Here is a 14,100-nt window from a genome sequence, read left to right on the forward strand (position 1 = left end):
TATGCATGCATTTGCAATAGAAAAGCCGCTGCTTTTCAGAGTTATTCGCGAAGGAATACCGCCATGCGCCCGAGTGGCCGCACCGCCGATCAGCTGCGCCCCGTCCGTCTCGAAGCGGGCTTTGCCAAATATGCCGAAGGCTCCTGCCTGATCAAGTTCGGCGAGACCCATGTGCTCTGCGCTGCCACCGTCGAAGAAAAGGTGCCGCCCTTCCTGCGCAACACCGGCCGCGGCTGGGTGACGGCGGAATACGGCATGCTGCCGCGCTCGACCCATACCCGCACCGACCGCGAGGCCTCGCGCGGCAAGCAGTCCGGCCGCACCCAGGAAATCCAGCGCCTCGTCGGGCGTAGCCTGCGCGCCGTCACGGACCTCAGCGGCTTCGGCGAGCGTCAGATTCGTCTCGACTGCGACGTGCTGCAGGCCGATGGCGGCACGCGCACCGCCGCGATCACCGGCAGCTGGGTGGCACTGCATCTCGCCTTCGCCAAGCTGCTGAAGGATGGCGCGATTGCCAAGATTCCGCTGATCGGCCAGGTTGCCGCCGTCAGCTGCGGCCTGTGCGACGGTGTGCCGGTGCTCGATCTGGATTATCCGGAAGACAGCACGGCGCAGGCCGATGCCAATTTCGTGCTGACCGATACCGCCGCCATCGTCGAGGTGCAGGGCACCGCCGAGAAGAATCCCTTCTCGGAAGCCGAATTCACCGCGATGCTGCAACTCGCCAAGAAGGGCGTCGGCGAACTGATGATCCTGCAGCGCCAGGCGGTGGGGAAGTAACCATGCGTCGCCGTTTCTCTGGGGAAACGCTGGTCATTGCCAGCCATAACCAGGGCAAGGTGCGCGAGATCGGCGACCTGATCGCGCCCTACAAGGTGCGCGCCATCTCGGCCGGTGAACTGGGCCTGCCCGAGCCGGAAGAAACCGGCGACACGTTTATCGCCAATGCCGAACTGAAAGCGCTCGCCGCCGCGACTGCTGCCAATCTGCCGGCGCTAGCCGATGACTCAGGGATGAGCGTTGATGCGCTGGATGGTGCACCGGGGATTTACTCCGCGCGCTGGGCCGGGGCTTCGAAGGATTTCGGCAAGGCGATGGACAAGGTCTGGCGCGCCGTGGAAGACAAGGGCGCCGAGCCGCCGTTTGGCGTGCAGTTCGTCTGCGCGCTCAGCCTGGCCTGGCCCGACGGCCATGTCGAAAGCTTTGAGGGCATCATCCAGGGTCGGCTGATCTGGCCGCCACGCGGCCTGCATGGCTTCGGCTATGATCCGATGTTCCGGCCGCATGTGAATGACGAGACGCGCACCTTCGGCGAGATGCCGGCGGCCGAGAAGCATGCGATCAGTCATCGCGCGCTGGCCTTCCGGCAATTGATCGATGCCTGCTTCGGCTGATCCGCACAAAGTCCCCCGGCGCGGCTTCGGCCTCTATGTGCACTGGCCATTCTGCGTCTCCAAATGTCCCTATTGCGACTTCAACAGCCATGTGCGCGAGCAGGTGGATGCCAGGCGCTGGCAGGCGGCTTACCTAACCGAGCTCGATCATTATGCCGAGAACGGCGTAGGTCGCGGTGAAACCATCACCTCGATCTTTTTCGGCGGCGGCACGCCCTCGCTGATGCCGCCGGAGACGGCGGCGGCAATCCTGGAACGCATTGCCCGGCACTGGACTGTTGCACCCGATGCGGAAGTGACGCTGGAAGCCAATCCGAATTCGGCCGAGGCCGGTAAGTTCGCCGCTTTTGCTGCGGCCGGCGTCAACCGGTTGTCGATTGGCGTGCAAAGCTTCGATGCTGCGGCATTGAAATTCCTCGGTCGTGCCCATGATGCGGGCGAGGCGCGCCGCGCCATTGAAGCCGCGCAGAAGGCCGTGCCGCGCTACAGCTTCGACCTGATCTATGCCCGGCCCGGGCAGGATGAGCAGAGCTGGCGCGCCGAACTGACCGAAGCGTTGAAGCTGGCTGGCGATCATCTCTCGCTCTACACCCTGACCATCGAGCCCAATACCGGCTTTGCCGGATCGGTGGCGCGCGGCGTGCTGCATCCGATGGAAGCCGATGCGCAGGCGGCGCTTTATGACGTGACGCAGGCGATCATGGAAGATGCCGGCATGCCGGCCTATGAGATCTCCAATCACGCCCGGCCTTCTTCAGAAGGGATGGTCGGCGGTGAGAGCAGGCACAATCTCGTCTACTGGCGCAGCGGCGATTACATCGGCGTCGGTCCCGGTGCCCATGGTCGCATCCTTCGTGATGGGCACTGGGCCGGCATCACGACGCGGCGCAAGCCCGAGGCCTGGCTGGAGCAGGTGGAAGCTTTAGGTCATGGCCGCGAGAGCGAGACGCCGGTCAGCCAGGCCGAGCGCGCCGAAGAAGCCCTGATGATGGGGCTGCGCCTGCGCGAGGGCGTCTATGCCGAGAATTTCCGCGCCGCCACCGGCCTCGATCTGAATGCGGTGGTGCCGGCAGAGCGCAGCGCGCCGCTGGTGAAGGCCGGCCTGCTGGAGCGCAGCCCGGAGAAGATCGTCGCCACCAAAGACGGCCGCGCTGTGCTGGACGGATTGCTGGCCAAGCTGCTGGCTTAATCCCACAGGCTCAGCATGTGGCCTTCATCAGGGTTCATCCTGCCGGCCAGCGCCGCCTGGTAGACGGCTTCCACATTCGACAGGCCATTACCCACACGCACCGTCATGGAGCGTTGCAGGAACGGCATGAAATCGCTCCAGGCGGTTGCCAGTTTCATCTCTAGGGCACCGGGGCCCCAATCCTTGTTGCGCTTGACGACATGGTCGGGCACGAAGAAGAAGATCGGCGCGGCACCGGGCAAGTTCTTGCCGCCTGGCGGATTCAGGTCGCCATGTGACAGGCCCACGGCACAGCTGTATTTCAGGTCGTCGCGGAAATGCTCATGCACGGTGCGCCGTAGGTCGCTGCTGCCGGCCAGATCGACATACACGGTGGGCTGCTTCGGCAGGCTGGCCAATTCGCCATAGGCGATCACGCGGTCATAGCAGCCCAGGCCCTCAACGAAGGCGCGGTTCTTGGCCGAGGTCACACCGATCACTTCCACCGTCTTGCGCTTGTGCAGATCGTGGGCAAGGCCGAAGGCAGTCTTTGATGAGGCGCTGGAAATCACCACGGTCTTCGCACCGAAGAAATCATTGTCGGCGAGGAAGTCGTCGATGAAGAAGGATGTGGCATATAGCGGGCGCAGCAACGGCTGCCACACGCCGATCGGATCGGCGAAAGCTGGATCGCTGGTCACCCGCATATAATGATTGTAGGTCGGCGGCAGCTTGGCGCGATGCGGCGCGAATTCGCGGAAGGCGTTGTCAGTGATCTTGCCTGGCTGCATCACCGCATGGCTGGCCATCGGAAAGTAGCCATAGATGCGTTCGTCCACCGTGATCCCGTCGGCATTGGAGGCGATCACATCGCCGAAGCCCCAGACCGGGATGCTGCCCCAGGCTGCATCGCCAGTAGGGAAGAAGGCCCAGTAGGACATCTGCTCGCCCAGGCCGGCATAGGTGATGTTGTTGGTGGTGAAGGCGAAGCTGTCGACCTTCAGGAGGATTTCGCCGGGCTTCAGGTCGCCAGCCTGCAGGGTGGTGTTGACGATACGGGTCTTCGCCAGGTCCTGTTTGTTGACCTCGAAACTGGTGATCGTTGTCGCTGCAGCGGTCTGGGCCATGCTGTCCTCCCGTTTTTATCCGTCCATGATGATATGGGCGGACGACAGGTATGTGACAAGCGCGATGGATCGATCAAGTTCGGTTTTTAGGCCGATTATTCGGTCCCCGGTTATTCGGTGGGGTGTTTTGCCCCAACGTCATCAAGGGCACTGGCATGGCTGGATTTCAGCTTGCGGCTGGCCCAGGCGCCCAGATCATCCAGATAGGTGAAGATCACCGGCGTCACGATCAGGGTCAGCAGCGTCGACGAGATCAGGCCGCCGATCACCGCATGGGCCATGCCGGCGGTCTGCTTGGCGCCTTCGCCGATCGCGAAAGCCAGCGGCAGCATGCCGAAGATCATGGCCAGCGTGGTCATCATGATCGGGCGCAGGCGGATTTCGCCGGCTTCCAGGATGGCGTCGGTGCGCGACAGGCCTTCGCGGCGGGAGTGGTTGACGAAGTCGATCAGCAGGATGGCGTTCTTGGTCACCAGACCCATCAGCATGATGAAGCCGATGATGGCGAACATGTTCAGCGTCGAACCCCAGGCCCAGAGGCCGAGGATCACGCCGATCAGCGACAGTGGCAGCGACACCATGATGGCGATGGGCTGCAGGAAGCTGCCGAACTGCGAGGCCAGGATCAGGTAGATGAAGATGATCGCCAGCAGCAGGGCGGCGGCCGCATAGCCCGCGGATTCCTTCATGTCCTTGGAAGCGCCGCCGAACCAGAAGCGGTAGCCCGGCGGCATGTCCATCTCTTCCAGCTTGGCCTGGATGGTGCGGCTGACCTCGCCCACCGGGCGGCCGTCAGTGGCAGCGGTGAGCAGCACTTCGCGCGCCAGGTCGCGGCGGTTGATCTGGGTCGAGCCGAACGAGGGCGTGATCTTCACTACCTGCGACAGTGCCACCATCTTCGGATTGCCGTCGGCATTCGTCTGCGTGGAGGCAACATAGATGCGGTTCAGGTCGGGCATGCCGGTGCGGTCGTCGCGCGGCAGCCGCACGAAGACATCATAGTCTTCCGAATCCGGCGCCTTCCAGGTGCCGGCTTCCTCGCCGGCCAGCAGCGGGCGCAGCGTGGCCGCGATGGCATTGGTGCTGACGCCCAGATCGGCAGCCAGCGCGCGGTCGACGTCCAGCGCCACCGTGGGCTTGTTGGCCTTCAGGCTGGATTCCAGATCGACCACGCCGGGCACGGTGCGCATGATGGCCATGGCGTCTTGCGACAGCTTGTCGAGCTGGGCGATGTCCTGGCCCTTGAGCGCGATCATGATCGGCTTGTTCAGGCCGCCGCCCAGATTGGGCAGGCCGATGTTGATGTTGTCGATGCCGGCGATCTGGCCCAGGCGTTCGCGGAACTGCACGGCCATCTGCTGCGGCGTCTTGCTGCGCTGGTCGATCGGGATGAAGCGCACATAGAGCGAGGCAACGTTGCGACGCGAGAACGGCCCGGCATTCAGCGAGCCGAAGGAATATTCGACTTCGGGGAATTCCTTCAGTGCATCCTGCGCCTGTCGCAGCTTGGCTTCGCTGTAGTCGATGGCGGCGCCGGGCGGCGTGGTGATTTCGACCAGGATTTCCGACAGGTCGGGTTCGGGCAGGAATTCGGTGCCGAGTTTGGACAGCAGGGCGAAGCTGCCGAAGAAGCTGACGGCGGCGATCACCAGCACGACCCAGCGCCAGCGCAGGCTCCAGCCCAGGATGCGGCGATACACGCGACCCAGACGCTCCATGCCCTTGTCGACCAGGCCGACCATTCGCCCGACGGGGCCGCGCTTGGGGTTGGGCATGCTGTCGGGGTCATGCCAGACACTGGACAGCATCGGGTCGAGCGTGAACGACACGAACAGCGAGATCAGCACGGCAACCGTGACGGTGATGCCGAACTGCAGGAAGAAACGCCCGATGATGCCGCCCATGAAGGCGACCGGCAGGAAGACGGCGACGATGCAGAAGGTGGTGGCCAGGACGGCCAGACCGATCTCGTTAGTGCCATCCAGCGCCGCCTGACGATGGCTTTTGCCCATGGCGACATGACGCGTGATGTTCTCGCGCACCACGATGGCGTCGTCGATCAGGATGCCGATGGCCAATGAGAGCGCCATCAGGGTCAGCTTGTTGAGCGTGAAACCGGCCGCGTGAACGGCGGCCAGCGTGCCGATAACGGCAATCGGGAGCGTGAGCCCGGTGATCACGGTGCTGCGCCAGGAATTCAGGAACAGGAAGACGATCAGCACGGTCAGGATCGCGCCTTCGATCAGGGTGCGCTGCACGCCGTTGACCGAAGAGAGAATGGCGCGGCTGTCGTCGCGCATGAACTGCATCGAGATGTCGGACGGCAGGTCGGCCTGCAGGTCCTTCATGGCCTGCTTCAGGCCGGTGATGACCTGCAGCGTGTTGGAGCCCTGCACCTTGATGAAACTGATCGAAAGCTGGCGGTCGCCATTGAACATGGCGACGGCTTCCTTTTCCTCGGAGCCGTCCTCCACAGTGGCGATGTCGCCCACAGTGACCGAGGTATTGCCGCGCCGCGCGATCACCAGTTCGGCCAGCCGGTGCGGGTCGATGACGCGGCCCTCGATCTGCACGATGAATTCGGTCTGCGGGCGGGTGAGGGTGCCCAGCGGAATCTGCTGGTTCTCGGATTTCAGCACGGCGACGAGCTGGTCCAGTCCCACGCCATAGGCCTGCATCTTTTCCGGATTGGGCAGGATGTTGATGCGACGCTTCACGCCGCCGACGATGAAGGCCTGGCCCACGCCGCGCACGGTCTGCAGGCGCTTGAGCACCACCTGGTCGGCCAGCGTGGTCAGTTCGCGCAGGTCGCGGCGCTCGCTGCGCACGGTGATCGAGGCGACCGGCTGGCTGTCGGGCGAGAAGCGGGTAATTTCGGGCGTCTTGATCTCGTCGCGGAATTTCGGCGTTACCTGCGCGATTTTCTCGCGCACATCCTGCACGGCGGCGATGGCATTGACGGTCAGTTCGAATTCGATGATGACGCTGGAACGGCCCTCCAGCGAGCGCGAGGTGAGCGTACGCACGCCGCTGATGGTGTTTACGGCGTCTTCGATGGGGCGCGAGACTTCGCTTTCCACGCTTTCGGGCGTGGCGCCGGGGTAGGCGGTGCTGACCACGACGATGGGGAATTCGACATCGGGGAACTGCTCGACGCTGAGCTTGACATAGGCGAACAGGCCCACCACCAGCAGCGACGCCATCATCATGGTGGCGAAGACCGGGTTATTGACGCTGATGCGGGTCAGCCACATGACGCTGTTCTTTCTCCAGGGCCGGCTTTAGCGGCCGGCAATACGGGCGGCGAGGCCGTCGTTCAGGCGCAGGCCGGGCGTGGCCACCACCGTTTCGCCATCCTCGACGCCCGACGAAATGCCGATGCGGCCTTCGGCGGTGCCGCTGATCGCGACGGTGACGGTGCGGCGCTGCAGGCGGCCGTCCTTCAGCACATAGACGATGGCATCGTTGTTTTCCCGGCGCACCGCTTCCTGCGGCAGGGCGATGATGCCGGCGGCCTCGGCCAGCACGGCATCGCCGGCGCCGAACATGCCGCCGCGCAGCACATGATTGGGGTTGGGCAGCAGGATGAAGACCGGGATCGAGCGCGAGCCGGTCTGCGCTGTCGGATTGATGCGGTCGATCTGGCCGTCGAAGACGCGATCGGCGAAGCCCTCGACATGCAGGGCCACCTTCTGGCCGACCTTCAACTGCGGCACGTCACGCGCCGGCACCAGTGCCTCGACCTCGATATTGTCGAGATCGGCGATGGCGAAGAGCTTGGCATCCACGGCGACGCGCTCGCCCGGATTGACCAGGCGGTCGGCCACCAAGCCGTCGATGGGCGCATAGATGGCGGCGTCGTTCACCGCCTTGCGCGCCATGGTGAGCTGCTGTTCCTGCGCCGCGACGGTGGCGCGGGCATTGCGCCAGGTATTCTCGGCTTCATCCATGGCGGTTTGCGACTTGATGCCGCGCTGGCTCAGCGTGACGGCTTTGTCGCGATTGATCTGGGCGAGGTTGAGCGCGGATTTCGCGCTGTCGAGATTGCTCTGCTTCTCGCGCAGGCGGGCGGCGAGATCGGCGGTGTCGAGGCGGGCCAGCAGCTGGCCCTTCTTCACGCGCTCGCCGCGCCGCACGGTGATCTCCTGCACCACGGCAGCCACTTCGGCGCGCACGATGCTCTGGTTCAGCGGCTGCAGGCTGCCGCTCAGCCGCACCACCTGGCGCAGGTTGGCGCGGTTGGCCTGCACCAGATCGGCAGGCGAGAATTCCAGGCCGTCGAATTTGGTCGTGGCGGTCACCACAGCCTTGGCCGGCTGGCGCCCCTTCACGAGATAAAGTCCGGTGCCGGCCAGCACGGCCAGAGCCAGGACCGAAAGGCCGATCTTGACGCGACGCTTCATTGTGTAATCCCCCAAGGTCCGGCTGCCTGTCTTCCGGACTGGCCCGTATATATTGAAACGGATCAACCCCGTCGAATCATGCTATGGTTACCGTTAGGTAACAGTGATTTGTATCACAAAGGCTCCGCCTTGAGCGTGGTACACCACCGCGCCAGCCGCTCTTTCAGAATCCGTTCGCGCGCATAGGCCACGTCTTCCCCCGCGATCCGCTCGATTTCCTCGAAGGAAAAGGCCTCCGCACCGCAGGTCTGCCACGCGGCCTGCAGGCTGCGATGCCGGTGGTTGCCTTGCCGCAGCGAAAACCAGATCCGATTCTGGATGGTCCCCAGATCAGGGGCCTGACCGACCCAGCATTGGCCGGTCGGCCGGCAGCGGATGGCGAAGATGCCGGCGGCGGTCTTGCGCTCCTTGTAGGCGGCGAGGGCTGCCTTGCGATGCTGCTTATCCATGATGAGGCTCCAGTCGGGAGCGTGGATATATCACCCGGATAATATTGACACAATGATTTTATCCGGGTAAATATTCGACATGTCCGATCCGATCCCCCATCTCTGTACCGCCTTTGCCGGCCACACCCACCTTGCCAGTGGCGCGCTGCCCGCTGTGGCGCTGGCGGTCAAAGCCGCGCTTGCCGGCAGTCCCACGGTTGCCATTCTCACTTTCGACGACGCGACCGGCGCGGTGATCGACCTCGACCTGCGCGGTAGCGATGCCGAGATCATCGCGCGGCTGGCGCCACCGCCGCTGGCCGAGGCAGCCGGGCGTGGTCGCGGCCGGCCCCGGCTGGGCGTCGTCGCGCGCGAGGTGACGCTGCTGCCGCAGCACTGGGACTGGCTGGCGGCACAGCCCGGCGGCGCTTCGCATGCCTTGCGTCGGCTGGTCGATCGCGCCCGGCGCGAGGATGGCGGCCAGAGCCAGACGCGCGCTGCGCAGGAGACCGCCTATCGCTTCATGTCGGCCATGGCGGGTAACCTGCCGGGCTTCGAGGAGGCGACGCGCGCGCTGTTCGCGGCGGATCGCCAGCGTTTCACGGAGCATACGGCGGCCTGGCCGCCGGATATCCGCCGGCATGCGCACCGGCTGGCCTGGGGCGAGGAAGGCTGAACGCGTGGAGATCACCGTCTTCAGCATCGGTCATTCCAACCAGACGGCGGAACAGTTCGTCGCCCTGTTGCAGACGCACGGCATCCGGCTGCTGGCCGATATCCGCTCGGCGCCTGCCTCCCGCTTCGCCCCGCACTTCAACCGCGAGGCGCTGCGTCGCAGCCTGGAGGCGGCGGGGATCGAGTATCGCTGGCTGGGCGCGGCGCTGGGCGGCAAACCGCGTGCGCCGGAGCCGGTTTTCGGTGCCGGCATCGGCGAACTCCTTGATCTTGCTGCCGCTCAACCCACAGCGATGATGTGCGCCGAGCGCGATCCGCGGCATTGCCATCGCACCCATCTGGTGACGCCGGCCTTGTTGCAGCGCGGTGCGAGCGTTGTGCATATCCTGGGCGATGGCGCGCTGCTGCCGCATGACGCGCTGCAACAGGCGCCGAAACAAGGCAGCCTGTTCTGATCTCTGCTTGACGCAGCGATAACGCATACGCAGACTTCCCGCATAAAAATTACATAAAGGGAGGACGACATGCAGTATGGCAGCATCACGCGCGCTATCGGCGTCGCGACTATTCTTACCGGACTGGCCGCAGCCGGTGCGGAAGCCCAAACCTACAAGCTGATGACCGGACCGCAGGGCGGCGTCTGGGTGCCGATGGGCGGCACCTTCAAGGCGATGTTTGAGAAAGCGCTACCGGGCAGCACGATCCAGACTCTGCCGGGCGCCGGTATCGCCAATGTGAAAGGCATCGAGGAAGGCAAAGTCGAGTTCGGCTTCGGCAACTCGACTTCCACCGTCGATGCGCTGGAAGGCCGTGCGCCTTTTGATAAGAAGGCGAGCAACGTCTGCCAGATCGCCAATCTCTATCCGCAGTATTTCCAGATCGTCAGCCTGCCCGACGCCAAGATCGAGAAGGTGGCCGATACCAAGGGCAAGACGATTGCCGTGCAGACCCGCGGCAACACGGCGGAAGCCATCTCGGCCGACATCCTGAAAGCCAACAGCCTGTCGTATAACGACATGGCCAAGGTCAACTTTATGGCATCGTATAATGATGCTGCTGCTTTACTACAGGACGGTCATGCGCAGGTGTTCACGCTGGGCACCACCATTCCGGCGGCCTCGGTGATGGACCTGGCTTCATCGCGCGGCGTCAAGCTGGTCCCGGTGTCTGACTCGGAAGTGGCGGCGATGAAGAAGATCAACGCCGGCTATGTGAAGGGCACCATCCCGGCCGGCACTTATCCGAAGCAGGATTCCGATGTGCCGGCGATCGCTTATTCGGCGCATTTCATTACGTCGTGCAAGCTGCCCGAGGACAAGATCTACGCCATTACCAAGGCGATGGCGACGCAGATGTCCGACATGGTGGCGATCAACAAGGCGATGGCCAAGATGACAGTGAAGGACATGGCCGAGGATATCGGCGTCCCCTTCCATCCGGGTGCGGCGAAATATTACCGCGAAGTCGGCACGCTGAAATAACCGCCGATGTGATCAGTTGAGGCGACTGACCGGTGCCGTCTATACGGCGGCGCCGGTGCTTTTTTTGATTCCGGGGGGAGCGTGACATGGAAGGCAGGACCCTGATCGGGCGCATCGTGATGCCGATCGGCGTGACGATGGCGCTGTATCATATGTGGGTGATCGCCATGGGCCCGCCCCAAGCGCTGATCTTCCGCGGCACCCATCTGGCCTTTGCGATGGTGCTGATCTACCTGCTCTATCCTTTTGTCAGTGTGGGCGAGGACGGCAAGCGGCGTTTCGCGTGGCTGGATGCCCTGTTCTTTGCCGGTGGCGCGCTGGCGCTGGGCCACCTATTCATCAACTACGACTATTTCATCAACCGCATCATCTATATCGACGACCTCAAGCCGCTCGATATCGTTGCCGGCCTGGCGCTGGTGATCGTGGTGCTGGACGCTACCCGTCGCGTCATCGGCTGGGCTCTGCCAATCACAGCGCTGGTCTTCATGGCGCATGCGCTGTTCGTCACCAAGGTCGACCCGCTGACGCTGCTCGACCAGCTCTACATGACCACCGAGGGCGTGTTCGGCTCGACGCTGGCCGTCTCGGCCTCCTATGTCACCATCTTCGTTGTTTTCGGCAGCGTCATGGAGCGCACCGGCACCGGCAAGCTGTTTATGGATTTCGCTCTCGCCCTGACCGGTCGCCAGGCTGGCGGGCCTGGCAAGGTCTCGGTGGTGTCGAGTTCGCTGTTCGGCACCATCTCGGGCTCGGCGGTCGCCAATGTGATGGTCGACGGCCCGATCACCATTCCGCTGATGAAGCGCACCGGTTTCACCAAGCATTTCGCCGCCGGCGTCGAATCCGTCGCCTCCACCGGCGGCCAGATCATGCCGCCGATCATGGGCGCAGCCGCCTTCGTGATGGCCGAGTTCCTGGCGGTCAGCTATTTTCAGGTCACGGTCTGGGCGCTGATCCCCAGCCTGCTCTACTACGTCGCCTGTTTCGGTGCCGTGCATTTCGAGGCCAAGCGCCAGGGCCTGCTCGGCCTGCCGGCGCATGAAGTGCCAAAGCTGCTGCTGGTGCTGAAAGAGCGGGGCCATCTGTTCATCCCGATCGCCATCATCCTTGGCGGCATGATCATGGGCTATTCCGCGCCATACTGCGCGCTGGCCGGCACGCTGGCCTGCTTCCCGGTGGCGCTGCTGCGCGCCAGCACGCGCGAGGGCCTGCGCTGGGATCTGATCCCCGAGGCACTGGAAGACGGCGCGCGCAACACGCTGTCGGTGGCGATGGCCTGCGCCTGCGCCGGCCTGGTGATCGGCTCGATCACGCTGACCGGCCTTGGTCTCACCTTCACCAACTGGTTGATCGGCCTGTCGCAGAACAGCCTGCTGCTGGCGCTGGTGCTGACAGCCGTGGCCGGCATCATCCTCGGCATGGGCATGCCAACCACGCCGGCCTATATCGTCATGGTGTCGCTGATGGTGCCGGCAATCATGAAGCTCGGCGTGATCGAGCCGGCCGCGCACATGTTCGCCTTCTACTTCGCCATCCTTTCGGCCATTACGCCGCCGGTGGCGCTGGCGGTGTATGCCGCGGCCTCACTGGCCAAGGCGGATTTGTGGAAATCCGGATGGGCAGCAGTGAAGATCGGCGCCGCCGGTTTCATCGTGCCGTTCATGTTCGTGTTCCAGCCGGCGCTGCTGATGATCGGCGAGTGGCATGAAATCCTGCACGCCACCATTTCGGCCTGCATCGGCATCGCCATGCTAGCCGGCGGCCTGCACGGCTATTTCCGCATGCATCTACGCTCTTACGAACGCGCCATGTTGATTGCTGGCGCGCTGGCGATGACGTTGGTGCCAGGCTGGATCGGCGATCTGGGCGGCATCGTGCTGCTGGCGCTAGTGTTAGCCGGACAGAAGCTGTTGCCCAACCGGGCAGTGCGGGCAGCCGAGTGAGAGGGCAGGTGAACCTTACGGGTTCACGACCTTGCCCGGATTGAGGATGTTGTCGGGGTCGAAGGCGCGCTTGATCTTGCGCATCATCTCGATCTCGATGGCCGACTTGTAATGCACGATCTCGTCGATCTTCATGCGGCCGACGCCATGTTCGGCCGAGATCGAACCCTGCATGCCATGGGTGATGTCATGCACGATTTGGTGCACGGAATCCCAGTTCTTCAGGAATTCCGCGCGCTCGGCGCCAACCGGCTGCGACACGTTGAAATGCACGTTGCCGTCGCCGATATGGCCGAACGCCACCACGCGGCAGTCCTTCACATGTGCTTCGACCGCCTTGGTGGCGCGCTCGAGGAATTCGGGCATGCGCGACACCGGCACCGAGATGTCGCATTTGATCGAACCGCCCTCGGGCTTCTGCGAGCTGGACAGCAGTTCGCGGATTTTCCAGAAAGCGGCGCGCTGGGTGTCTGACTGCGCAATTGCCGCATCCAGCACCAGGCCCTTCTCAAAGCCCTCGGCCAGCACGGACTCCATGGTCTCGCCGATATTGCCGTCGTCGCGGCCCGACGAATATTCCATCAGCACATACCAGGGATGCTTCTCCGCCAGTGGATCGACAGTGCCGGGATTGTGCTTGAGTGCGAAATCCAGCGGCAGGCGCGCCATCAACTCGAAGCCGGTGACCTGGCCGCCGGTGGCGGCCTTGGACAGCGCCAGCAGTTCGATGGCGGCAGCGGGATTCGGCACGGCCGTGAAGGCCGTCGCCATCGCCTTGGGCAGCGGATGCAGCTTCAGCACCGCGGCCGTGATGATCCCCAGCGTGCCCTCGCCGCCGATGAACAGGTCCTTCAGGTCGTAGCCGGTATTGTCCTTGCGCAGGGCGCGCAGGCCGTTCCAGATTTGGCCGTCGGCCAGCACGACCTCGAGCCCCAGCGCCAGTTCGCGCGTATTGCCGTAGCGCAGCACGGCATTGCCGCCGGCATTGGTGGAGAGATTGCCGCCGATGGTGCAGCTGCCTTCCGAGCCGATGGAGAGCGGGAACAGCCGGTCATTCTCGCGGGCGATCTGCTGCACCTGCTGCAGGATGCAGCCGGCTTCCACCGTGATGGTGTCGTTCAGCGGGTCGATCTCGCGCACCTTGTTCATGCGCTGCAGCGACAGGATGATCTCGTCATTGCCCATGAAGGGAATATTGCCGCCGACCAGACCGGTATTGCCGCCCTGCGGCACCAGCTTGGTTTTGGTTTCGCGCGCCAGCTTCACGATGGCGGCCACTTCTTCCGTATTGGCCGGACGCAGCAGCATCGGCGCGATGCCGATATACAGATCGCGCGGCTCGCGGAAATGCGGCGCCAGCATGTCGGGATCGGTGATCCAGCCCTTCGGGCCGACGAGGGCCTTGAAGCGGTCGAGCAGGGCGGTGGAAAGCGGTGTGGCGATCGGTGCGTTCATGGTGAATATATTAGCGCTTTGAG

12 protein-coding genes are annotated in these 14,100 nt (G+C 63.9%); 7 read left to right on the forward strand and 5 right to left on the reverse strand.

Annotated elements, in window-relative coordinates:
* Window positions 1-63: 63 nt before the first annotated feature.
* The 3 genes from rph to hemW are packed head-to-tail and all read left to right on the forward strand — an operon-like array spanning window position 64 to window position 2,583.
* Window positions 64-780 carry a ribonuclease PH gene (gene rph, locus AC1RRE_RS06310; RefSeq protein WP_492980255.1) on the forward strand — a complete coding sequence of 239 codons (717 nt, stop codon included), beginning with the start codon at window positions 64-66 and terminating at the stop codon, window positions 778-780.
* Window positions 781-782: 2 nt separating this feature from the next.
* Complete coding sequence (rdgB, locus tag AC1RRE_RS06315; RefSeq protein WP_492980256.1) at window positions 783-1,394, forward strand: RdgB/HAM1 family non-canonical purine NTP pyrophosphatase; 612 nt, start codon at window positions 783-785, stop codon at window positions 1,392-1,394.
* Window positions 1,378-2,583 carry a radical SAM family heme chaperone HemW gene (gene hemW, locus AC1RRE_RS06320; protein ID WP_492980257.1) on the forward strand — a complete coding sequence of 402 codons (1,206 nt, stop codon included), beginning with the start codon at window positions 1,378-1,380 and terminating at the stop codon, window positions 2,581-2,583. The genes rdgB and hemW overlap by 17 nt, the downstream gene beginning before the upstream one ends.
* On the opposite strand, the gene AC1RRE_RS06325 is transcribed toward hemW, so the two are convergent.
* The 4 genes from AC1RRE_RS06325 to AC1RRE_RS06340 all read right to left on the reverse strand — a co-directional run bounded on the left by AC1RRE_RS06325 (window position 2,580) and on the right by AC1RRE_RS06340 (window position 8,541).
* The gene (locus AC1RRE_RS06325) at window positions 2,580-3,689 is read right to left on the reverse strand and encodes a DUF2855 family protein (RefSeq protein WP_492980258.1); all 1,110 of its coding nucleotides are present in this window, start codon (window positions 3,687-3,689) and stop codon (window positions 2,580-2,582) included. The genes hemW and AC1RRE_RS06325 overlap by 4 nt on opposite strands.
* A gap of 110 nt (window positions 3,690-3,799) precedes the next feature.
* A complete protein-coding gene (locus AC1RRE_RS06330) occupies window positions 3,800-6,943 on the reverse strand; it encodes an efflux RND transporter permease subunit (RefSeq protein ID WP_492980259.1) in 3,144 nt (1,047 codons plus the stop codon).
* Window positions 6,944-6,970: 27 nt separating this feature from the next.
* Complete coding sequence (locus tag AC1RRE_RS06335; RefSeq protein WP_492980260.1) at window positions 6,971-8,092, reverse strand: efflux RND transporter periplasmic adaptor subunit; 1,122 nt, start codon at window positions 8,090-8,092, stop codon at window positions 6,971-6,973.
* A gap of 113 nt (window positions 8,093-8,205) precedes the next feature.
* Window positions 8,206-8,541 (reverse strand): GIY-YIG nuclease family protein, encoded by a 336-nt coding sequence (locus tag AC1RRE_RS06340; protein WP_492980261.1) that lies wholly within the window; start codon window positions 8,539-8,541, stop codon window positions 8,206-8,208.
* A gap of 79 nt (window positions 8,542-8,620) precedes the next feature.
* Here AC1RRE_RS06340 and AC1RRE_RS06345 point away from each other — a divergent pair, with 79 nt between their 5' ends.
* The 4 genes from AC1RRE_RS06345 to AC1RRE_RS06360 all read left to right on the forward strand — a co-directional run bounded on the left by AC1RRE_RS06345 (window position 8,621) and on the right by AC1RRE_RS06360 (window position 12,622).
* Window positions 8,621-9,196 (forward strand): DUF2239 family protein, encoded by a 576-nt coding sequence (locus tag AC1RRE_RS06345; protein WP_492980262.1) that lies wholly within the window; start codon window positions 8,621-8,623, stop codon window positions 9,194-9,196.
* Between the two features lie 4 nt (window positions 9,197-9,200).
* On the forward strand, window positions 9,201-9,650 hold the full coding sequence (locus tag AC1RRE_RS06350) for a DUF488 domain-containing protein (protein WP_492980263.1): 450 nt from the start codon (window positions 9,201-9,203) through the stop codon (window positions 9,648-9,650).
* Window positions 9,651-9,719: 69 nt separating this feature from the next.
* Window positions 9,720-10,676 (forward strand): TAXI family TRAP transporter solute-binding subunit, encoded by a 957-nt coding sequence (locus tag AC1RRE_RS06355; protein WP_492980264.1) that lies wholly within the window; start codon window positions 9,720-9,722, stop codon window positions 10,674-10,676.
* Window positions 10,677-10,762: 86 nt separating this feature from the next.
* Window positions 10,763-12,622, forward strand: a complete 1,860-nt coding sequence (locus AC1RRE_RS06360) for a TRAP transporter permease (RefSeq protein WP_492980265.1) — start codon at window positions 10,763-10,765, stop codon at window positions 12,620-12,622.
* 15 nt (window positions 12,623-12,637) lie between these two features.
* Here AC1RRE_RS06360 and AC1RRE_RS06365 read toward each other — a convergent pair whose 3' ends face one another.
* Window positions 12,638-14,077, reverse strand: coding sequence for an FAD-binding oxidoreductase (locus AC1RRE_RS06365; RefSeq protein ID WP_492980266.1), 1,440 nt, complete (start codon window positions 14,075-14,077; stop codon window positions 12,638-12,640).
* Window positions 14,078-14,100 lie beyond the last annotated feature (23 nt).

This window comes from Ferrovibrio sp. GW821-FHT12D07 (genome assembly GCF_058807275.1).

Coding starts and splice junctions, on each gene's coding strand:
- rph (WP_492980255.1), top strand. CDS start 64: ATGCGCCCGAGTGGCCGCACCGCCGATCAGCTGCGCCCCGTCCGTCTC.
- rdgB (WP_492980256.1), top strand. CDS start 783: ATGCGTCGCCGTTTCTCTGGGGAAACGCTGGTCATTGCCAGCCATAAC.
- hemW (WP_492980257.1), top strand. CDS start 1,378: ATGCCTGCTTCGGCTGATCCGCACAAAGTCCCCCGGCGCGGCTTCGGC.
- AC1RRE_RS06325 (WP_492980258.1), bottom strand. CDS start 3,689: ATGGCCCAGACCGCTGCAGCGACAACGATCACCAGTTTCGAGGTCAAC.
- AC1RRE_RS06330 (WP_492980259.1), bottom strand. CDS start 6,943: ATGTGGCTGACCCGCATCAGCGTCAATAACCCGGTCTTCGCCACCATG.
- AC1RRE_RS06335 (WP_492980260.1), bottom strand. CDS start 8,092: ATGAAGCGTCGCGTCAAGATCGGCCTTTCGGTCCTGGCTCTGGCCGTG.
- AC1RRE_RS06340 (WP_492980261.1), bottom strand. CDS start 8,541: ATGGATAAGCAGCATCGCAAGGCAGCCCTCGCCGCCTACAAGGAGCGC.
- AC1RRE_RS06345 (WP_492980262.1), top strand. CDS start 8,621: ATGTCCGATCCGATCCCCCATCTCTGTACCGCCTTTGCCGGCCACACC.
- AC1RRE_RS06355 (WP_492980264.1), top strand. CDS start 9,720: ATGCAGTATGGCAGCATCACGCGCGCTATCGGCGTCGCGACTATTCTT.
- AC1RRE_RS06360 (WP_492980265.1), top strand. CDS start 10,763: ATGGAAGGCAGGACCCTGATCGGGCGCATCGTGATGCCGATCGGCGTG.
- AC1RRE_RS06365 (WP_492980266.1), bottom strand. CDS start 14,077: ATGAACGCACCGATCGCCACACCGCTTTCCACCGCCCTGCTCGACCGC.